This is a genomic window from Sphaerisporangium flaviroseum (genome assembly GCF_039537005.1).
GTDB classification, from domain to species: Bacteria; Actinomycetota; Actinomycetes; order Streptosporangiales; family Streptosporangiaceae; genus Sphaerisporangium; species Sphaerisporangium flaviroseum.
In genome coordinates this window covers 1,115,671-1,136,232 of the sequence record NZ_BAAAZR010000001.1, presented here as the reverse complement: position 1 = coordinate 1,136,232, position 20,562 = coordinate 1,115,671, and the positions used below count along the sequence as shown (strand labels likewise).

18 protein-coding genes and 1 pseudogene are annotated in these 20,562 nt (G+C 70.4%); 8 read left to right on the top strand and 11 right to left on the bottom strand.

Translation table 11 applies throughout. From position 1 onward, the window contains the following. Positions 1–18: 18 nt before the first annotated feature. The 6 genes and pseudogenes from ABD810_RS05345 to ABD810_RS05320 all read right to left on the bottom strand — a co-directional run bounded on the left by ABD810_RS05345 (position 19) and on the right by ABD810_RS05320 (position 7,658). Positions 19–1,533: an NADH-quinone oxidoreductase subunit N gene (locus tag ABD810_RS05345; protein WP_344934902.1), complete on the bottom strand. Its 1,515-nt coding sequence runs from the start codon at positions 1,531–1,533 to the stop codon at positions 19–21. Then, on the bottom strand, positions 1,530–3,464 hold the full coding sequence (locus ABD810_RS05340) for an NADH-quinone oxidoreductase subunit M (RefSeq protein WP_344934900.1): 1,935 nt from the start codon (positions 3,462–3,464) through the stop codon (positions 1,530–1,532). Before ABD810_RS05340 ends, ABD810_RS05345 begins: the two co-directional genes overlap by 4 nt. After that, the gene (locus ABD810_RS05335; RefSeq protein WP_344934898.1) at positions 3,461–5,428 is read right to left on the bottom strand and encodes an NADH-quinone oxidoreductase subunit 5 family protein; all 1,968 of its coding nucleotides are present in this window, start codon (positions 5,426–5,428) and stop codon (positions 3,461–3,463) included. The genes ABD810_RS05340 and ABD810_RS05335 overlap by 4 nt, the downstream gene beginning before the upstream one ends. A gap of 259 nt (positions 5,429–5,687) precedes the next feature. Continuing rightward, positions 5,688–6,020, bottom strand: a pseudogene (gene nuoK / locus ABD810_RS05330) (NADH-quinone oxidoreductase subunit NuoK); the annotation flags it as partial. A 1-nt stretch (position 6,021) separates the two neighbouring features. After that, on the bottom strand, positions 6,022–6,561 hold the full coding sequence (locus tag ABD810_RS05325) for an NADH-quinone oxidoreductase subunit J family protein (protein ID WP_344934896.1): 540 nt from the start codon (positions 6,559–6,561) through the stop codon (positions 6,022–6,024). Then, entirely contained in the window at positions 6,558–7,658 is a 1,101-nt protein-coding gene (locus ABD810_RS05320; protein ID WP_344934894.1) for a 4Fe-4S binding protein, read from the bottom strand. The genes ABD810_RS05325 and ABD810_RS05320 overlap by 4 nt, the downstream gene beginning before the upstream one ends. Positions 7,659–8,343: 685 nt before the next feature. On the opposite strand from ABD810_RS05320, the gene ABD810_RS05315 reads away from it, so the two are divergent. From ABD810_RS05315 to ABD810_RS05295, 5 genes are all read left to right on the top strand, one after another. Next, complete coding sequence (locus tag ABD810_RS05315) at positions 8,344–8,961, top strand: ComEA family DNA-binding protein (protein ID WP_344934892.1); 618 nt, start codon at positions 8,344–8,346, stop codon at positions 8,959–8,961. 1,338 nt (positions 8,962–10,299) lie between these two features. Continuing rightward, on the top strand, positions 10,300–11,811 hold the full coding sequence (locus ABD810_RS05310; RefSeq protein WP_344934890.1) for a serine/threonine-protein kinase: 1,512 nt from the start codon (positions 10,300–10,302) through the stop codon (positions 11,809–11,811). Positions 11,812–11,933: 122 nt separating this feature from the next. Then, positions 11,934–12,194, top strand: coding sequence for a hypothetical protein (locus ABD810_RS05305; protein ID WP_344934888.1), 261 nt, complete (start codon positions 11,934–11,936; stop codon positions 12,192–12,194). Positions 12,195–12,216: 22 nt separating this feature from the next. Beyond that, positions 12,217–13,629 (top strand): hypothetical protein, encoded by a 1,413-nt coding sequence (locus ABD810_RS05300; RefSeq protein ID WP_344934886.1) that lies wholly within the window; start codon positions 12,217–12,219, stop codon positions 13,627–13,629. Positions 13,630–13,707: 78 nt separating this feature from the next. After that, a complete protein-coding gene (locus ABD810_RS05295) occupies positions 13,708–14,667 on the top strand; it encodes an MBL fold metallo-hydrolase (protein ID WP_344934884.1) in 960 nt (319 codons plus the stop codon). Here the strand turns inward: ABD810_RS05295 and ABD810_RS05290 are convergent. After that, complete coding sequence (locus tag ABD810_RS05290) at positions 14,634–15,260, bottom strand: TetR/AcrR family transcriptional regulator (RefSeq protein WP_344934881.1); 627 nt, start codon at positions 15,258–15,260, stop codon at positions 14,634–14,636. The genes ABD810_RS05295 and ABD810_RS05290 overlap by 34 nt on opposite strands. Before the next feature lie 108 nt (positions 15,261–15,368). Here ABD810_RS05290 and ABD810_RS05285 point away from each other — a divergent pair, with 108 nt between their 5' ends. Then, entirely contained in the window at positions 15,369–16,568 is a 1,200-nt protein-coding gene (locus ABD810_RS05285) for an FAD-dependent monooxygenase (protein WP_344934878.1), read from the top strand. Between the two features lie 36 nt (positions 16,569–16,604). After that, positions 16,605–17,351 carry an SDR family NAD(P)-dependent oxidoreductase gene (locus tag ABD810_RS05280; RefSeq protein WP_344934876.1) on the top strand — a complete coding sequence of 249 codons (747 nt, stop codon included), beginning with the start codon at positions 16,605–16,607 and terminating at the stop codon, positions 17,349–17,351. Between the two features lie 22 nt (positions 17,352–17,373). Here the strand turns inward: ABD810_RS05280 and nuoH are convergent, their stop codons facing one another. Genes nuoH through ABD810_RS05260 form a run of 4 tightly spaced genes read right to left on the bottom strand, consistent with a single transcriptional unit; the run spans position 17,374 to position 19,864 of the window. Further along, positions 17,374–18,330, bottom strand: coding sequence for an NADH-quinone oxidoreductase subunit NuoH (nuoH, locus tag ABD810_RS05275; protein ID WP_344934874.1), 957 nt, complete (start codon positions 18,328–18,330; stop codon positions 17,374–17,376). After that, positions 18,323–18,940, bottom strand: coding sequence for an NADH-quinone oxidoreductase subunit C (locus tag ABD810_RS05270; RefSeq protein ID WP_344934872.1), 618 nt, complete (start codon positions 18,938–18,940; stop codon positions 18,323–18,325). Before ABD810_RS05270 ends, nuoH begins: the two co-directional genes overlap by 8 nt. Beyond that, positions 18,937–19,470, bottom strand: a complete 534-nt coding sequence (locus ABD810_RS05265; RefSeq protein WP_425566852.1) for an NADH-quinone oxidoreductase subunit B — start codon at positions 19,468–19,470, stop codon at positions 18,937–18,939. Before ABD810_RS05265 ends, ABD810_RS05270 begins: the two co-directional genes overlap by 4 nt. Before the next feature lie 22 nt (positions 19,471–19,492). Then, positions 19,493–19,864: an NADH-quinone oxidoreductase subunit A gene (locus ABD810_RS05260; RefSeq protein WP_344934870.1), complete on the bottom strand. Its 372-nt coding sequence runs from the start codon at positions 19,862–19,864 to the stop codon at positions 19,493–19,495. Between the two features lie 168 nt (positions 19,865–20,032). Between ABD810_RS05260 and ABD810_RS05255 the strand changes: the two genes are divergently transcribed. After that, complete coding sequence (locus ABD810_RS05255; RefSeq protein WP_344934868.1) at positions 20,033–20,362, top strand: polysaccharide deacetylase family protein; 330 nt, start codon at positions 20,033–20,035, stop codon at positions 20,360–20,362. Positions 20,363–20,562 lie beyond the last annotated feature (200 nt).

Here is a 20,562-nt window from a genome sequence, read left to right as displayed (position 1 = left end):
CGACCGGCCTAGGGGTTGTCAGCCGACTGCGGACAGGACCAGTTGGGGTGCGACGGAAAGGGCCACCGATGCCACCACCGCGACCGCGATGGCGATCGTGACCGGCCGCGCGGTGGTACGGCCGGCATCCGCGGCGAGCCCGGGTGCGGGGGTGAACAGGCGGGCGGTCCAGGCGATGTAGTAGTAGAGCCCGATCACGGTGTTGACCGCCATGACCACGGCCAGCCAGCCCGCGCCGCCGTGGACGATCTCCCGGAAGACCACGATCTTCGCGAACAGCCCGGCGAGTCCCGGCGGCAGGCCGGCCAGGCAGATCAGGAAGAAGCCGAGCGCGAGCGCCGCGGCGGGACTGCGGAACGCCAGCCCGCGATAGTCGTCCAGCTCGTTGCGCTCCCGGGTGCGGCTCACCAGCATGACGACCGCGAAGGCGCCGATGTTCATCGCCGCGTAGATGGCCAGGTACGCGGTGGAGGCCGCCGCCGCCGTCTTCCCCGCCACCCCCAGCGGAGCCAGGATGTAGCCGGACTGGGCGACCGACGACCACGCCAGCAGCCGTACGGCGTGGCGTTGCCGTAGGGCCAGCAGGTTGCCGGCGGTCATGGTCAGCGCGGCGAGCACCGCCACGAGCGGCGCCCATAGCCCTGCCTGGCCGGCCAGCGCGATGGTGAGCACCAGGATGAGGCCGGCGAACCCGGCGGCCTTGGAGATCACCGACAGCAGCGCCGCCACGGGGACGGGCGCGCCCTGGTAGACGTCCCCCGCCCAGAAGTGGAACGGAACCGCGGCGACCTTGAACCCGAACCCGGCGAGCACGAGCACGACGGCGACCGTGAGCACGCCGCCGGGCACCTCACCGAGCCCGCCGGCCAGGATGCCGGCCGATCCGGCGTCGGGCGTCGTGCCGTCGAGCCGCGCCGCGATGCGGTCGAGGTGGACCGAGCCGGTCAGGCCGTAGAGGAGCGAGACGCCGAAGAGCATGACGGCCGTGGAGATCACCGAGACGAGGAACAGCTTCAGCGCGGCCTCGGAGCCTCGGGCGTCGTACCTCTTCAGGGCGGTCAGCGCGAAGACCGGAAGCGAGACGAGCTCGAGCGCGACCACGAGCATGATCAGATCGCGGGACGCGGGGAGCGTGACGGCGCCGGTCAGCGTGCACAACAGGAGGAAGTACCACTCCCCCGTGGGGATGGCCCGTTCTGCCAGTTGCGCCCATGACAGCAGGACCACGACCACGGCGGCGGCGAGGATGACGCCGCCGAAGATGAGCGTCAGGCCGTCGACGACGAACGAGCACGACACCTGAGCCCCCGGAAGCCCGGCGGGGACGCAGAAGGTACGCAGCCTGGCGCCCTGTACGGCCTGCGCCACGACGGCGGCCAGGGCTCCAAGCACGCCGGCCATCGTGACGAGGCCGAGCGTGAGCGGGGTGCGGGGAGTGCGCGGCAGGAACGCGTCGAGCAGCAGGACCATCCCGGCCACCAGCGCCAGGATCAGAGGAGGCGCGATCGCCGCGTAGTCGATCGACTGGATCATCGTGCCCCCAGGAATGCCTGTACCGCCGGATCGGTCACGGCCAGGAGCGCCTTGGGCCACAGACCCAGCACCACGGTGAGGACGACCAGGGGCGTCCAGGCGGCCAGCTCGTACGGGGTCACGTCCCGCAGCCGCCCGAACCCGAGTACCGGGAGAGGACCGGCGCCCTCACCGGGAGGCGGAACCCCGGCCGCTTCGGAGGCCGTGGGCGCCTGGGCGGCCTCGGTGGCCACCGGCTCGACCGGGAGGCCGGACGGTTCCTCCGGCAGGGCGGCCGTTTCCACGAAGGACGGCTCCTCCGCGAAGGCCGGTCGCTCCTCCCCACCGGTTCCGGGCTCCTCGATGATGCGAACGCGAGGCTCCTCGTCGGCCTCGGCGGTCGAGACGAGCGGCTCCTCCGCCGGTCCTGGCGCCTCGCCGCCGGGGCCGTCCGGCCTGCCCTCAGGCTCGTCCGGCCTGCCGTGCGTCACGCGGGAGAGCATGAGCAGGAAGTACGCGGCGGTCAGCACCGTGCCGAGGCCGCCGATGGCCATGAAGACGAGGAAGAGCGGCCGGGACAGTCCCGGAGCCGGGCGGAAGGCGCCGAGCAGGGCGAGCATCTCCCCCCAGAACCCGGCGAGACCGGGCAGCCCCAGCGAGGCGACGCAGGCGAACGTCAGCAGGGATCCGAGATACGGCAGCCGACCCAGCATGCCGCCTCCCAGCCGGGACATCTCCGCCGTGCCGTACCGCTCCTTGATGGCCCCGGCGATGAAGAACAGCAGCCCGGTGATCAGACCGTGGGCGACATTTCCGAACAACGCGGCGTTCATTCCGACAGGCGTCAGCGTCGCCAGCCCCAGCAGCACGAACCCCATGTGGCCCACCGACGAGTAGGCGATCATGCGTTTCAGGTCGCGCTGCGCCAGGCAGGCCAGCGAGCCGTACACGATCCCCATGACGGCGAAGGCGCCCAGCCACGGGGCGAGCGCCGCTGCCCCCTCGGGGAGGACGGGGATCGCGATGCGCGCGAAGCCGTACGTGCCCATCTTGAGCAGCACGCCCGCGAGCAGCACCGATCCCACCGTCGGGGCCTCGGTGTGGGCGGCGGGGAGCCAGGTGTGCAGCGGCCACATCGGCGCCTTGACGGCCAGGCCCAGGCCCACCGCGAGGAACGCCAGGATCTGCGCCGCCCGGGACATCCCCGAACCGTGTGCCTGCGCGAGCCGGACCATGTCCAGGGTGCCGGTGTGAACCCAGATCAGGAGCAGGCCGAGAAGCAGTACGGCGGAGCCGAGCAGCGTGTACAGGATGAACTTGACCGCCGCCGCCCTGCGCTCCTTGCCGCCCCAGACGGCGATCACGAAGTACATGGGGATCAGCACGATCTCGAAGAAGACGAAGAACAGCAGCAGGTCGAGGGCGAGGAACGTCCCGATCATGCCGACTTCGAGCACCAGCAGCGTGAAGACCAGCGCCCCGAACCGTTCGCCGTCGGGCTTGTGCCGTACGAGGTAGAGGAAGCAGAGGAACGTCAGCAGCGCGGTGAGCACCACGAGCGGGAGCGAAATGCCGTCCACGCCGAGGTGGAAGCGGAGGTCCAGCCCGGGGATCCAGGCCCGGTCGATCTCGAACTGCGGCCGCGCGGCCCTGCCGTAGTCGAACGACACCGCGAGCACGATGGCGAGCACCAGCGTCACACCGGAGACCACCGGGCCGTACCACCGCATGAACGGCACGGAAAGCCCGGGGGCTCCGGACAAGACCGAGAGACCCTCCCGGTCACCGGCCGCCGACGGCGCGGAAAGACCCTCCCGGCCGCCGGCCCCGGACGACACCGAAAGACTCACCAGGTCGCCGGCTTCGGATGGCTGGGAGGGCCGGGCGAGCAGCATGAGGACGACCGCCCCGGCCAGCGGGACCGCCAGAAGGCCGATCAGCAGCGCGCTCATCCCAGCACCACCGCTCCCACGACGATGATCAGCACACCGGCCAGGACGCCGGTCAGGTAGAGCTGGGCGTTGCCCGTCTGCGCGCGTCTCAGCAGCCCCGATACGCCCACCGCGACGCTGCCCGACCCGCGCACCGCCCCGTCTACGACCGTGTCATCCGTACGGGCCACAAGGCGGGCCAGCCACAGCACCGGGGCGACCAGGACCCGGGAGTACACCGCGTCCACGTAGAACGCCTGCTCGGCCGGGACCCGGAGCGGCCCGAGCACGCGAGCCGGGTCGGTCACCGGGTCGGAGCGCCAGGCCGCGTAGACGGCGCTCGCACCGAGCAGCGCCACGACCAGGCTGATCACCGCGGACGACCATTCGACCAGGCCGACGCCGGCGAGCCCTAGGAGGAGCGCGGGGATCGCGAGCACGCCTATCGGCCACAGCATCGTCGCCGGGGCCTCGCGGCCGTCCCATACGTGCGCGACCCCGGGCTCGGGCTCGGGCAGCGCGACGCTCTGCACCCGGCTCTCGCCGAAGAAGGTGCGAAGCCATGCGCGGGTCGCGTAGGCGCCGGTCACGGCCACGGTCAGCAGCGCGCAGCCGTACAGCAGCCAGGCGGCGGCGTCGGTCAGCCGCCCCGGTTCGATGGCGGCGTGCTCGATCGAGGCCAGCACGGCATCCTTACTGAAGAAGCCGCTGGCGGGAGGCAGTCCCATCAGAGCGGCGAAGCCGATGGTCATGGCGGGAAAGGTGATGGTCATGGTGCGCCGGAGCCCGCCCATGTCGCTCATCAGGTTCGATCCGACGGCGTGGATCACCGCGCCCGCGCACAGGAACAGCAGCGCCTTGAACGCGCCGTGGGTGATCAGGTGGAAGATCGCGGCCTGGTCGGACCCGGCCGCCAGGGCTCCCGCCATGTACGCGAGCTGGCTGATCGTGGAGTAGGCGAGCACCCGTTTGAGGTCGTCCTGCGCCAGAGCCGCCAGCGCGGCGCCGAGCATTCCCAGGGCGGCGATCACCGCGAGGAGGTCCAGCGTGGGCCGGGCGCCCAGGAAGGCGGGGTAGAGGCGGGCGACGACGAAGATGCCCGCGGCGACCATCGTGGCGGCGTGGATCAGCGCGCTGATCGGCGTGGGACCGGCCATCGCGTCGGGCAGCCAGGTGTGCAGGGGCACCTGGGCGCTCTTGCCCGCCACCCCGAGCAGGAGCAGCATCGTCGCCGCCACCAGGATGCCGGTGGGCATCTGCGGCACCCGCGCGAGGACGTCGTCGATCCGGAAGCTGCCTGCGGCCAGGCCGAGCGTGAAGATGCCGAAGAGGAAGCCGACGTCGCCGATACGGGTGACGAGGAACGCCTTGACCGCGGCCCGCGAGTTCGCCCGGTCCTCCCACCAGTGGCCGATCAACAGGTAGGAGCACAGGCCCATGATCTCCCAGCCCACGTACAGGACCAGCAGGTCATCGGCGTAGACGACCAGGAGCATGGCGCTGGTGAACAGGCTGATGAAGGCGCTGAAGGAGGGGTAGCGCGGCTCGTGGCGCATGTATCCGACCGAATACACCTGCACGGCGAGCGCCACCACGGTCACCAGGACGGCGATGAGGGCGGCGAGGCCGTCCACGCGCAGGCCGACGCTGATGGGGATCCCGCCGGTGCCGATCACCGACAGCGTGCCCTGGACGACCCCGGGCAGCGTGTCACCCCACCACGGCGAGCCGGCACCACCGTAGGAGGCCGTGCCGCGGGGCAGGGCGTTGCCCGCCCAGAGGCCGGCCAGCAGCCAGATCGCCAGCACGGTGGAGATCGCGGTGGGCAGGACGGCCGTCCACGCCGCCCTACGGTAGACCGGTGGGAGGATCGCCCCGGGTGGGCCGCCGCCGCCCCAGAGCCTCCGGGTCCCGAGCAGGCCGGCCACCGCCGCCAGAAACGGCAGCAGCACAACGGCCGCGGCCACACCGACCATGCCGGTCATGACGCACCGTCCCTACCGACCACGCCGATCATGACAGCACCGTCTCCACGGACAACGCCGATCATGACAGCACCGTCTCCACGGACAACGCCGGTCATGACAGCACCGCCCCTACCGACCACGCCGGTCATGACGCACCGTCCCTGGCCGATAACACTTCCGGTGACCCGCTCGTCCGCCGTGAAGCGCCGGGTTCCGCCGAGGGGCCCGCGGTGGCCGGGCCGCCCGGGAAGGGGTCCCCTTGGGGCGGATCACCGGGCGCGGGGCCGTCGTCGCCTGGACCGCCGGGCTCGGTGAGATCGCGGATGCGGTCGATCTCGATGGTCTGCCGGTTGCGATACACCGCGAGGACGATCGCCAGGCCCACTCCAAGCTCGGCGGCGGCGATCACGATGACGAACAGGGTCAGCACCTGACCCCCGTGGATCCTGTCCCTGAGCCACACGTCAAAGGCGACGAGGTTGAGGTTGACCGCGTTGAGCATCAACTCCACCGACATCAGCACGAGGATCGTGTTACGCCGGGCCAGCACGCCGTACACGCCGATGGAGAACAGCAGCGCGGCGAGCACGGCGGGGTAGACGACGTGCACGTCAGTCCTTTCCGCCGATGTCGGTACGGGAGAGCACGATCGCGCCGATCAGTGCGGCGAGCAGCAGCACCGACAGCGCTTCGAAGGGCAGGACCCAGTTCCTGAAGATGCTCGCCCCGAGCGGTTCGGCGCCGCCCTGACCCGGCACCAGCGGGGTGTAGGCGGTGTGGAAACCGCCGATCACGGTGGTGACCAGGACGGCCGCGGTCGCCAGCGCGACCACCAGGGCCGCGACCTTGTTTCCGGAGTTCAGGTCGGTGGACGGGCCGATCGGCGCGCGCGTCAGCATGATGCCGAACAGCAGCAGCACGACGACCGCTCCGACGTAGATCAGCACCTGCACCCAGGCGACGAACTCGGCGGTGAGCACCAGATAGCACCCGGCGAGCGCGCCGAAGGAGACGACGAGCCACAGGGCCGCGTGCACGATCTGCCGGGTGGTGACGACCAGCAGCGCCGATCCGCCCGCCACCACGCCCAGCAGCAGGAAGACGATCTCCTGCGGGGTCGGCGGCCACAGGCCCGGCGCCGCGAACGTCACGACTCCTCCGCCGGTCCGGACGACTCCGGCGGCTCCTCCGCTCTTCGAGGCCCCTTGGGCGGCGGCGACCCGGTGTCCTCGGGCCCCTTCGGGCCCTCGGCCCTCGCGGACGGCTCACCCGCCACCGGCCCGGCCGACGCGGGCTCGGTGGACGCCGGTTCGCCGCTGTCGGGCGCGGTGGACGCCGGTTCGATGCGAGGAGGCTCGCTCGACGCCGGTTCACTACGAGCGGGCGCGGTGGACGCCGGTTCGCCGCTGTCGGGCGCGGTGGACGCCGGTTCGATGCGAGAAGCCTCGCTCGACGCCGGTTCACTACGAGCGGGCTCGGTGGACGCCGGTTCGCCGCTGGCGGGCGCGGTGGATGCCGGTTCGGTGGGAGTCGGTTTCTTCGGTAGGGCGCCGGGGGGTCTGATCGCCCGTACGGCGGCGTGGCCCGCATGGGGACCCGTGACCGGCCGGGCGGGCTCGGTCGTACCGGAAGCGGCCCCCCCGGTCGTACCGGAGGCAGCCCCACTGGTTGTACCGGAGGCAATCCCACTGGTCGTACCGGAAGCAGCACCCCTGGTCGTGCCCCCTTGAGGGCCGGGGCGCTCGCGGGGGGGCCGGGAGGCGGCGGCGATCTCCTTGGGAGGTTCGGCGTTAGGTTCGTGCGGGGGTGGGATCGGGATCGTCTGCGCCCATTCCCCGAGCCTGTCCTTCTCATGGAGGAGGTTACGGATGTCGTGCTCGGCGTACTCGAACTCGGGTGACCAGAAGAGCGCGTCGAACGGGCACACCTCGATGCAGATCCCGCAGTACATGCACAGCGAGAAGTCGATGGCGAACCGGTCGAGCACGTTGTGGGCGCGCGGGCGTCCGCCCTCGGGGGCCGGTGCCGTCTCCTTGTGGGAGTCGATGTAGATGCACCAGTCGGGGCACTCCCTGGCGCACAGCATGCAGACCGTGCAGTTCTCCTCGACCAGGCCGATGACACCACGGCTACGGGGAGGCAGATCAGGTCGTACCTCAGGGTATTGCTGCGTGTCCGCCCTGCTCAGCATGTGGCGAAGAGTGACAGCCAGTCCCTTCGCCAGCCCTTCTCCTGGTATACGAGCCACGGTTCAACATCATGGCGCACATAAGCGTCCTCGTGAATGCGCAGGCGCCCCTCGTCCCCCGGTTTTCCACAATCATCACGATTTTTAGGTAGTTATCCGGCTTGGCATGTGGTCCTTGTGGCCGATGCACGACGACAGGGAACGCCGTATTCTTCGCGTTATGCACTCGACCAACGGCCACGGGGGCCCGGGATCGGGGCCACCAGGAAGCCCGCCCCCTGATCCCGGTGATCCGAACGGTCCAACCGCTCCGCGTCGGCGCCAGACGGGCCGGCCGTTACCGGGCCGCGCGCCTCAGACGCCACCACACCAGGACAACCGGCGCGTTCCGCTCGCCGACCCCCGCCCCGGCCAGGGCCGTTCGCCGTACGGCCGGCCGGGTCCCGAGCAGGGGCCTTCACCGTACGACCGGCCGGGTCCCGAGCAGGGGCCTTCACCGTACGGTGGCCAGGCCCGTCCCGACGCCGGTCGCCCGCCGTACGCGCCGCCGGACCCTCGGCACGGCAACCCGCCGTTCCTCCCGCCGCTCCGCGACCAGCACGGTGTCACGCCGTACAACCGGCCCACCCCGGGTCCGTACGGCCCGACGGGGCCAGGTGATCCACGCGGCCGCCCCCAGCCCCCGTTCCCGCCCCACATTCCGCCGCCCCACGTCCCGCCACCCCAGCCCTCCAGCGCGGGCAGCGTGTTCTGGGCCCTCGCACCCCTGTTCACCTGCGGTGCCGCGACACCGTTCACCATCGGATACGCGGCGGCGAAGCTGCGCAGCACGATGCTGTGGATCTCGGCGGGCATCTACGCGCTCGGCATGGTGGCCTTCCTGCTGGCCGTGGTGACGGACGACGTCGGCCCCACACCGGCGTGGCTGGCGCTGCTCGCGTTCCTCGGATCGGGCGGAAGCTGGCTCGGGGGCACGATCCACTCGCTGATCATCCGCAACAAGGTCTTCGATCGCTCCGATTCGCCCAACGACTACGCCGTGGCCTTCGCCCAGCACCGCCGTGAGCTGCGGCAGCAGGCTCGCGAGCTCGTCGAACGCGACCCGGCGCTGGCGCGCGAGCTGCGCATCGGCCGCCCCGACCTGCCGCGCCACTACGACGACGGCGGGCTCGTGGACGTGAACCACGCGTCTGCGGAGGTGATCGCGGGTCTGCCCGGGATGAACGCCGAGCTGGCGGCGCGCGTGGTCGAGGCGCGGGCCAGCGTCGGAAGCTTCATCTCCGCCGAGGACGTGTCCATCGCCGTCGATCTCCCCCCGCAACTCACCGCCGACCTGGTGGAGCTCACCATCTACCTTCCCTGACCATTCACCGCCGGCGTCACCGTCTCATCGGGGTACCCCGTTGTCGCTCACCGGGGTCAAGGGCCATCTGGGACCAGGACGCGTGTGGTCATCGGTGGACGCAGCATGCCGGGTCACCGCGTGTGAACGAGGGAAGCCATGGTCATCGGTGGACGCAGTATGCCGGGGTCACCGGTGTGAACCAAGGAAGCCGGAGCCGCCGGCGAAAGAGGGAAGCCGAGGCCACCGGCGGATGAGGCAGGCCGAGGATCTTCCTGGTATAGGTGAGCGTGACGCGGGCGGGATTCCCTAGGTGAGGATCAATGCTTAGGCGCCTGGTGTGGGTGGCATCGGGACATGGTCCGAGTGTTTGATCAACCGAGGAGAGGCCCTCCCGGCACCCGTTTGATCGGGGTACCCAGGTGTCGCCCACCCAGGTTGGGATCAATCACAGTCCGCGAGGACGCAAGTCCCTCGGCCCCAAAGACGCAGTCCGTGCCCACGACCGCGCAGAATTCCTCCACCCCGAAGGCACCGCTCCTCCTCCGTGACCGCGCAGAACTCCCTCCACCCCAAAGACGCCGTCCGTGCCCACGACCGCGCAGAACTCCTCCGTCCGTGACAGCCCGGCCTCCCCCTCCCTCCGGGAACCCCCACTCCCGCCTCCCGATCAACCCTCCACCTGGGCGGGCATCAACCGGGTACCCCAATCAAACGGGTGCCGGGAGGGCCACAACAGATTGATCAAACACTCCAACCATCCCCCCACCCCCCCGACCCCACCCACCCCGACGAGCCACCGCACCGATCCCCATCCAGCACAAATCGCCTCCGTCCAGCTCTCCGCGACAGCACCGCTCCTCCTCCGTGACCGCGCGGGACCCCTCCACCCCAACCGTGCCCGCGACCGCGCAGGACCCCTCCACCCCAAAGACGCAGTCCGTGCCCACGACCGCGCAGAACTCCTCCGTCCGTGACAGCCCGGCCTCCCCTCGCTCCGGGAACCCCCACTCCCGCCTCCCGATGGACCCCCACCCGGGGTGGGCATCAACCGGGCACCCCAATCAAACGGGTGCCGGGAGGGCCAAACAGGTTGATCAAACACTCCAACCATCCCCCCACCCCGACGAGCCACAGCACCAATCCCCATCCGGCACAGATCGCCTCCGTCCATCCCCCGACCCCACCCACCCCGACGAGCCACCGCACCACCCCGCAGCCAACACAGAACCCCTCCGTCCACGACAGCACAGCTCTCCGCGACGGCACCGCTCCTCCTCCGTCACGGCGCAGAACTCCTCCCGTTACCGTGCCGGCAAAAACATGCGTGTTACGGCCTATCTCCGTATTCTTCGCGATATGCAGCTAGCCAGGCCCTCGCAGTCCACCACCGCGATCAGCGTCGTCTGGGCCCTTGCTCCGCTGTTCACCTGTGGGGCCGCCACGCCGTTCACCATCGGTTACGCGGCCTACCGGAAGCGCGCCCCGATGATCGCGGTGGCCGCGCTGCTCTATCTCCTGAGCTTCTTAATGCTCTTCGTACTCGTCATCGCCTATGCCGAGGCACAGGATTTCCCCGACTGGGCCGCGCTCCTCGTCGTCGCCTGCCTGTTCACCACCTGGATCGGCGGGCTCATCCACTCGCTGGCGATCCGCTCGGCCGTCTTCGCGCCCGGGGCGCCGCGCGGCGCCTCCTTCCCTCCTCCCCCGCAGGGCTACCGCCCGGCGCACTTCCCGCCGGTGCCGTACCCGCCGCACCATGTGCGGCCACCGCAGCACCCCCGGCCGCCGTACCAGAACCAGCCCCGCCCCGGCACGGGCCCGGACCAGCAGCGCCCCAACGCCGCTCCGCCGGACCAGCAGCGCCCCAACGCCGCTCCGATGGGGCAGCGTCCCCCCACCGCACCGAACCAGCACCGTCCGGGCGCCGCTCCCCAGCGGCACCCGCACGCACCGCCGCGGGACCAACCGGCGCGCCCGCCCCAGCAACGGCAGCAGCACACCCCGAGCACGCACACCCCGAGCACGCACACTCCGCAGAGTCTGCACAACGCCTCGACGCTTCCCACGCAGACGCCGGGGCCCCTGCCGGCCGGGGAACCAGACCACATCGGGCGCTACCGGCTGATCGGCGTCCTGGGCCACGGCGGCCAGGGCGCCGTCTACCTGGCAGAGACCCCCGAGGGCACACGTGTGGCGATCAAGGTCCTGCACGCCCGGCTCGCCACGGAGACCGGAGCCCAGCAGCGGTTCCTCCGGGAAGTCGAAGCGGCCCGCCGGGTCGCGCCGTTCTCGACCGCCCGGGTGATCGACGCGGACATCGCGGGCCAGCGGCTGTACATCGTCAGCGAGTACGTCGAAGGGTCGTCGCTCGAACAGCTCGTACGGGACCGCGGGCCACGCGGCCACGACGGGCTGGTACGGCTGGCGCTGGGCACGGTGGGCGCGCTCGCCGCCATCCACCGTGCCGGCATCGTCCATCGCGACTTCAAGCCGAGCAACGTCCTGATCGGCGCCGACGGTCCCCGAGTGGTCGACTTCGGCATCGCGCGCGTGCTCGACAACGCCACCGCCACCTCCAGCGGTGTACTGGGCACGCCTGCCTACATGTCTCCCGAGCAGGTCTCCGGCGAGCGCGTCGGACCGGAGTCTGACGTGTTCAGCTGGGCGGCGACCATGGTGTTCGCCGCCACCGGCCGGCCGGCGTTCGGCGAGGACAACATCGCCGCGGTGTTCAACCGCATCTTCACCAAGCAGCCCGACCTGTCCGCGCTGCCGCCCACGCTGGCCACGGTGGTGGGCAGGTGCCTGGAGAAGCGTCCGGAGAACCGCCCCGTCGCGTCCGACGTCATGCTCGCCATCGTCCAGTAGACCCCGCGGCTCGGTAATTCCGATTTCCAGAACGTAGAAGCCTGGTGACCTGATACGCGCTTCGCCTAGGTTTACAGGCGGTGTCAGCACGCGCCCGAGTGACGCCGCTGGGAGGAGTTCGCATGGCGCCATCCGAGGCCGCTCAGTGCCAGGCGGACATGGCCGCCGCCGCCGAAATGGTGCACGACCTTCTCCGCGCGCTGGCGACCGTGCCCCCGATGTTCGGCACCCAGACCTGGCACGGCGTGGCGGCCGACCAGTGGGCCGCCGGCTGGAACGCTCGCCGAGGCCAGCTCGTCGCCCTGCTCCATACGGTTCTCGCCGAACAGCCCCGCCTGGTCGCGCGTCTGGAGGAGGCGGAGCGCCGCAAGCTCGCGTCGTAGGCCCCGTCAGGAGAGGGATGGCATGAGCGAGTTCGTAGGAGTCGACCCCGCCGGCCTTCAGGAACTGGCCGGCCGGCTCCAGCGACTGCACACCCTGCTGGCCCGGCACGGTCCGATGATCCAGCAGAAGATGCAGAAGTGGGACAGCGGCGTGAGCTTCGCCGCGCTGCCCCGCCTGATCGACGAGGCGCTGAACGACGCCCGCGACATGCAGGCGCGAACCACCAAGGCCTACGACCTGGCGCGGGAGAAAGGGTGGAAGGGCCTTGGCGGCGACGCGTTCCACCACGACCGCGCTCACCCGCCCACCGTGCACCTCGACTGGACGACCACCGGGCAGAGCGGCACCGAGGCGACCCAGGACGCCCAGGCGCTGGCCGGGGCCGTCACCTCCAAGGACCCGGAGCAGGCGAGCGCCGGCCTGCCTGCGCTGGCGGAGAACCTCTCACGGCACCTCGGCGACAAGGCCTACCTGGCGGCCTTCTGGGCGGAGGCCTGCCCGCAGGCGCTCCAGGCGGCGCGGGCCCTGACGAACCGGGCGGGCGCGACGCTGTTCAGCGCCGAGAGCGCGAGCATCCTCCGCGCCCTCGGCTCTTCCCTGGCCGCGGCGACCCAGATGCGCCTCGGCACCGGCAAGGAGAGGCGGCCCCTGCTCTCGGAGGCGACCCGGGCGGCGATCACGAGGAATCCGGACCCGTGGTCGGTCGGCATGCTGTTCAAGTACGGCCCGGACGGCAAGATCTGGGACTCCCGCTTTCTCGCGGAGGTCACCCGCTCCATGCTGGACGCCCGAGCGGCCGGCGAGATCGAGATACCGATCCCCGGATCCACGAGCGCGGACCTGCTGGAAGCCGAAAGCCGCACCTTCAGCGGCCCCAAGCTACGGGCCGAGTTCGACCCGGTCGTCGCGGTCATCGATCGGGCGAGCCAGAACGGGCAGGCCGCACGTCACGTGCTCGGGGATCCGCCGTCGGGGTTCCGATACGCCACGATGCTGGTCAGCGACCAGTGGCACACCCAGGGCAGCAGCACCGAGCCGTTCACCAGGTTCGCCCGCGTGCCCGTCCCGGCACGGCTCAACGACCAGGTCGACCTCAGCTCCCACGCCGCCGACTTCCTGCGGGCCGCCGTGTCGGCCGGTCGAGGCGCCACCGAGGACGCCTCGGAATCGGCCTGGTCCGTCGTGAACATCGTCAGGGCCGCTTCCGCCTTCTCCACCCGCCACCCGGGCGAGGCCCTCCCCTGCGACATCCGCCGGGCCCTGGTCTTCACCGCAGGCCGCTACCTGCCCGATCTCGCCGCGTCGGCGGCGGCGCGCGATGCCGTCAACGAGGCGCGACTCGACGGCGCGGAGGGCGTGTGGAGGGCCCATCTGAGCCGCGACGATCTCAGCAGGTTCCTTCGGGCGGCACACGGGTCGAGTACGGAATACTAGGCAAGGTCCTCATCGTCCTGGTCCGGTCCCTGAGGTGCGGGGGCCGCGCCGGGGCGGTCCGTCGAGGTCGAGGCAGGTGTGACGATCGTTTCCCCGAAACAGCCCTCATCCCCGGCCGGAGCGCCGGGCACGCTGCACGAGGTCGTCCCCGGGGTGCTGGCGTGGGTGCAGCCCGACGGCTCCTGGTGGTTGAACAACGCCGGGGTGGTGACCGGCGGCGACGGCTGCATCGTGATCGACACGTGTGCCACCGAGCAGCGCACGCGCCGGTTCCTCGACGCCGTGGGGACGGCCACCGGGGACGCTCCCATCCGCATGGCCGTCAACACCCACCAGCACGGCGACCACTCGTACGGCAACAGCCTCCTGCCCGACGCGACCGTCATCATCGGGCACGAGGCCATGCGGGACGGGCTCCTGGTCGATCCCATCATCGACGGCTGTCCTCCGGTCTGGACGCCGGTGCCTGACTGGGGAGGGGTGACCCGGCGCGTGCCGGCCATCACCCTGCGTTCCGAGCTCACCGTGTTCGCCGGTGACCGCAGGGTCGAGCTACGCCACCCGGGCTCGCCCGCGCACACCACCGGGGACGTCGTCGCCTGGCTCCCGGAGGAGCGGGTGCTCTTCAGCGGTGACCTGATCTTCCACGGCCTCACGCCGCTGGTCTTCATGGGTTCGCTGGAGGGAGCGCTGCGGTCGCTCGACTGGATGGCCGCCTTCGAGCCGGCCCACGTCGTGCCTGGGCACGGCCCGCTCCTCGACGCCGCGACGCTCCCCGACGTGCTGGGGGCCCATGAACGTTACTACCGGCTCATCCTGGACACCGCCGAGAGCGGCCGCCGAGCCGGGCTCTCGCCGCTGGAGGCCGCGCGAGCGTGCGATCTCGGAGAATTCGCCGGCTGGGCGGACTCCGAGCGCCTCGTGCTCAACCTGCACCGGGCCTACCTCGACGCGGCGGGGGGCGGCGAGCTCGACCTCCTCCAGGCCTTCGTCGATGCCATGGCCTACAACGGCGGCCCGCTGCCGACCTCCGTCTGACCCTCCGCGGTGACCGGCCCGAGGGCCGCCGTGACGCTTCGCAGGGCCTGGATCAGCTCGCGGCCTGACAGCGCGCTGTCTGGATCCAGGAGCCACTGGGACGCCACACCGCTGAGCAGCGCCTGGTAGAGCGAGCCGATCTTCTCCGCCTGCTTCTCGTCACCGTCGGATCCGATGTTCCGGAACAGCTCGACCAGGCCCAGGCGCGCCTGCCTGCCGGCCGCGGTGAAGGCCTGGCGCACCTCCGGCATCCGCTCGATGTGCGCGATGAGCTCGAACTGGATGGCCCACAACGGCCGGTTGGCCGCGAACGACTGGATGATGGCGGCCCATGTCGCCTCGAACTGGTCCTCCGGGGTGGCGTCCGGGGCGCCCTCGACCTCCAGGATGCGCCCGAGATCCTCGCCCCACTCCTCCAGTGCCTGGTAGAGCGCCGCGTTCAGCAGCGCCTCCTTGGACCCGTAGTGGTAGCCGATGGCGGCGAGGCTCACCACCCCCGAGGCGGCCGCGATGTCCCGGGCGGTCGTGCGGGCGTACCCCTTCTCGTACAGGCAGCGCTTGGCCCCGGCCAGCAGGTCTTCACGATTTCCCATGCCTGGAGTCTACATCGGTATGAGACAACTGTCTCGTACAAACGTATTGCACATTCATCTGATACATCTGTATCGTTCGACGCGAGGACGACGAACGAGGAGGCCCCCATGAAGAACCGCACCATCCTGATCTCAGGCGCCGGCATCGCGGGCACCGCGCTGGCCTACTGGCTGCGCCGCCACGGCTTCACCCCCACGGTGGTCGAGCGTGCGTCCGAGCTCCGGGAAGGCGGCTACAAGATCGACATCCGTGGCGCGGCGCTCGACGTGGTCGGCCGCATGGGCGTCCTGGACGAGATCCGCCGCCAGCGCACCGACGTGCAGGGCGGTTCGATCGTCAACGCCGCCGGCAAGAGGGTGGCGAGCCTGGACGGCGACACGTTCGGCGGTCGCGGAGAGGAGGACGCCGAGATCCTGCGCGGCGACCTCAACCGCATCCTCTACGACCTGACCAAGGGCGAGGTCGAGTACCTCTTCGGCGACGCCGTCTCCAGCGCCACCGACACGGGCGCGGGGGTGCGGGTCACCTTCGAGAGCGGCGAGACGCGCACGTTCGACCTGGTGGTGGGCGCCGACGGTCTGCATTCCAGCACCCGCGCGCTGTTCTTCGGCCCCGAGGAGGACTACGTCCGCGACCTCGGCTACCACGTCTCGATCTTCAGCGTCCCCAACCACCTGGACCTCGACCGCTGGGAGCTCACCTACGTCTCTCCCGGCCGCACGGCCCTGATGTACAGCACGGCCAAGGACACCGGCGCCAAGGCGATGTTCCTGTTCGCCTCCGAGCCGCTGACGTACGACCACCGCGACCGCGCCCGGCAGCAGAGGCTCCTGGCCGACGCCTACGCGCAGGACGCGTGGGAGATCCCCCGCCTGCTCGGCGCGATGGACTCCGCTCCCGACTTCTACTTCGACTCCCTGAGCCAGGTCCACATGGACCGCTGGTCGAAGGGCCGCGTCGTGCTGCTGGGCGACGCCGGCTACTGCGCCTCCCCCGCCTCAGGGCAGGGCACGAGCCTGGCCCTGGTCGGCGCCTACGTCCTGGCGGGGGAACTAGCCGCCGCCGGTGGCGACCACGAGGCCGGTTTCGACGGCTACGAGCGGGAGCTGCGGCACTTCGCCGAGCAGAACCAGAACCTCGGGCCGCAGAACATCAAGCACATGGTGCTGGGCGGCAAGTGGCTGATCTGGTTCCAGATGAAGATGCTGAGGATCATGCCTTACATGCCGGGCAAGGACCGCGTGATCACCAAGATCCTCGAGCCGATCCACAAGGCGGCCACCGCCATCACCCTCAAAAGCTACTGAAATGATCTAATGGGTGAACCGAAAAGGAGGCACAGCATGGAGCAGCGACGCGTGGTGGTGTCCGGAGGAGGCACCGGCATCGGGCTGGCGACGGCTGAGGCCTTCGCCGGCGAGGGAGCACAAGTGATCATCCTTGGCCGCCGTGCCGAGGTGCTGAGCGAGGCGGCCGCGAAGCTGAACACCGCGTTCGACGCCGACCTGGTCAGCTGGACCACCGCCGACCTGTCCGATGTGCGGCAGGCGCAGGCCGCGGTGGAGGCGATCGCCCTGCACGGACCGGTGGACGTGATCGTCACGAACGCGGGCGGCAACGTCGCCGCCGGCGACGACGGCACGCTGGCCGGGATCGCCGAGGGCTACCGGCGCAACTTCGAGGCCAACGTGCTCACGGCGGTGCTCCTGACCGAGGGCCTGCTGCCGTTCATCCGGCGACCCGGTGGCCGCATCGTGCACCTGTCGTCGATCGCGGCGCTCCGCGGCCCCGGCTCGTACGGGGGCGCGAAGGCGGCGCTGCACGCCTACACCTTCGAGTTGGCGCAGCGCCTCGGGCCCGACGGGGTCACGGTGAACGCGGTGGCCCCCGGGTACATCGGCGACACCGAGTTCTTCGGCGACCGGGCGACGCCGGAGTTCGTCAAGGCCCGCGTCGACGGAACCCTGGTCGGCAAGGCCGGCACACCGAGCGAGGTGGCCGCGGCCATCAGGTATCTCGCCTCCCCCGAAGCGGGATACGTCACCGGCCAGATCCTGCACATCAACGGCGGGACCATGCTGGGCCGCTGACGGCCGGGCGGAGCCGCGGAGGTCAGCCGGCCAGCAGCACCCGCACGACGCCGGTGAGCGCGAGCTGGAACAGCGCAAGGGGGACCAGGCCGATCCAGGCGAGCTTCTGCAACTGGTCCGCGCGGAGACGGGGAAAGCTGACGCGGACCCAGATCACCACGAAGGCCAGCGCGAAGATCTTGATCAGCGTCCAGACCGGTCCGGGCAGCAGCGGCCCGTGCCATCCCCCGAGGAACAGCACGGTGGTCAGGGCGGACAGCACCACGATCCCGACGTACTCGGCGAGCATGAACAGCGCGAAGCGGATCCCGGTGTACTCGGTCATCGGGCCCATGATGATCTCGGACTCGGCGATCGGCATGTCGAAGGGCGGCCTGCGCAGCTCGGCGAGCCCCGCGACGAAGAACACCACCGCGCCGATGGCCTGCCAGGGCAGCCACCACCACTGCCACGCCTCCACGATGCCCGGCAGCGACAGCGTGCCCGCCGCCATCGCGACCGACGAGGCCGCGAGGACGAGCGGCAGCTCGTAGGACATCAGCTGCGCCGCCGAGCGGATGCCCCCCAGCACCGAGTACTTGTTGGCCGACGACCAGCCGGCCATGATCGAGCCGAGCACGCCCACGCCCATCACGGCGAGCACGAAGAACAGGCCCGTATCCAGGTCGGCGCCGAACAGCCCCGGGCCGACAGGGATGACGATCATCACGACGAGGTACGGGACCAGCGCCACGGCCGGGGCGATGGAGAACACCCGGCGGTCGGCCGCCCTGGGGATGACGTCCTCCTTCTGGGCGAACTTCACGCCGTCGGCGATGAGCTGGGCCCAGCCGTGGAACCCCCCGGCGTACATGGGACCGAGGCGGGACTGCATGTGGGCCATGGCCTTGTGCTCGGTCTGGCCGATGATCAGCGGCAGCGTGAGGAACGCGATGACGATCACCAAGAGGCGGAGCGCGACGTCGAGCACCTCAGCCATCTCCGTCCTCCCGGCCTTCCGGGCGCGCGGGCGGCCGTACGGCCCGGGGGCCCCGGACCGGTGGCGGTGTGGCGGCGGATGGGCCCCAGTCGGTGGGGACGCCGGGCGGAAGCGTCTTCCTGCGGCTGGGCGAGCCCTGCCCCGACTCGCCGGGCTCCTTGGCCCCGGGCCACGGCTTGGCGACGCGGGAGGCGAGGACGAAGTCCTTGCGGAGCGGGTGGCCCTCGAAGCCGTCGGGCAGCAGCAGGGGGACCAGATAGGGATGGTCCTCGAAGATCACCCCGAACATCTCGAAGGTCTCGCGCTCGTGCCACTCGGCACCCCGGAACACCGGCGTGGCACTCGGCAGCCTGGGGTCGTCGCGGGACACCCTGGTGCGGGCCAGCAGGTGGACGTGCTCGACGGGGTCGAAGAGGTGGGCGACGACGGAGAAGCCGTCCGGCGGGTCGTCGACCCCGGTCAGCCAGTCGAAGAACACGCATCCGAGGCCGTCACGGGCGAAGGTCAGCAGGTCGATCCAGTCGCCGGTGCCGACGTCCACGGTCGTCTCGCCGAACGACTCGGACACCTGGGCGCGGGAGCCGTACCGCTCCTCGATCGCGGCCCTCACGTGGGCACGCCCGGCACAGGCCGCGGGGAGGCGTAACGCTCGCCGAGCGACTCGGCGGCGATCTTCTCCTGGAGCTTCATGATCCCGTACAGCAGCGCCTCGGGCCGGGGCGGGCACCCGGGCACGTAGACGTCGACCGGAATGATCTGGTCGACGCCCTTGGTCACGCAGTAGGAGTCCCAGTAGGGGCCACCGCAGTTGGAGCAGGCGCCGAACGAGATGACGTACTTGGGGTCGGGCATCTGCTCGTACAGGCGCTTGACGGCCGGCGCCATCTTGTCCGTGACGGTCCCTGAGACGATCATGAGGTCGGCCTGCCTGGGGCCGTTCGCGAACGGGATCACCCCGAACCGGATGAAGTCGTGACGGCTCGTCGAGGTGGCGATGAACTCGATCGCGCAGCAGGCCAGCCCGAAGTTGAACACCCAGAGCGAGTAGCGCCGCCCCCAGTTGAGTATGAAACGCATCGGTTTGGGGGCGAGCCGGGACACCGGCCCCACGGTGGGCATCGGAAGATCGCTGGCGGCCATGACAGGCATTCTCCCCTCTTCCTCACGTCCAGGCGAGTACGCGTTTGCGCCAGGCGTACAGGATGCCGAGGGCGATGAAGGCCAGGAAGACGAACATCTCGACCAGCGTGGCCATGCCGAAGCCCGGCGCGGCGAAGACCGTCGCCCAGGGGAACAGGAACACCGCGTCCACGGCGAAGACGACGTAGAGGTAGGCGAAGACGTAGTACCTGATCTGCGACTGCGCCCAGCCCTCGCCCACGGGATCGACGCCGCACTCGTAGGTCGTGAGCTTCTCGCGCGTGGGGTTGTTCGGGCGGAGCATCCGGTTGGCCAGAAGCGCTCCGGCGAAGACGGCGATGCCGATCGCGAAAAGTACGGCTACGACAACGTAAGAACCGAAATATCCGCTCATACAGCCTCCGGCCTCGATCGTAAACCAGTGCCCCGGCCGACCCCGGCGCAACCTTGCCAGAGGTTCGACCTTGTGGCGGGGAGTCGCTTACCGTCACCTTTGAGCTACCCCTCGCGGTCAAAAGACAGCCCCCGATCACACAAAATCACCGTAAATCGCTATTTGGGCGTGCACGGCGTCACGGCCCAGGTCGCGACCGCGGCCCGCGCCCTGAACCTTTCAGTCATCGGATGGAACGTGGACGCCTCCGACGCCGGGGATTCCGACCCGGAGGCCGTCGCCCGCCGGGCGGTGGACCGGGCACGGCCGGGTTCGATCATCCTCATGCACGAGGGCGGCCCGGCGACGATCACGGCGCTACCGGCCATTCTGCGGGGGCCGGCGGCGCATGGCTACGCCCTTGTGACCGTCCCGGAACTGTTCGGCTCGCGCGGGTTGGAACCAGGGCGCGTCTATGACGCGGGAATAGTGGACAGTGGCCAAGGCTCTGAGCCATAGCGAGAAGGGACATATAGTTGGTCAGCGTGACCTCAAACGTGCTCTACTCCCGCTTGCACGTTGACCTGTGCAGGATTGCCGCCGGGCTGTGTACGAGGAGCCGTTTCCGGTCGTGACCATGTGTTCGGCACTGGTCGCCGACCGCGTCTCCCGTTGAGGCTCCCCGCCTCAGGACGCACCCGCGGACAGCCGGCATCTCC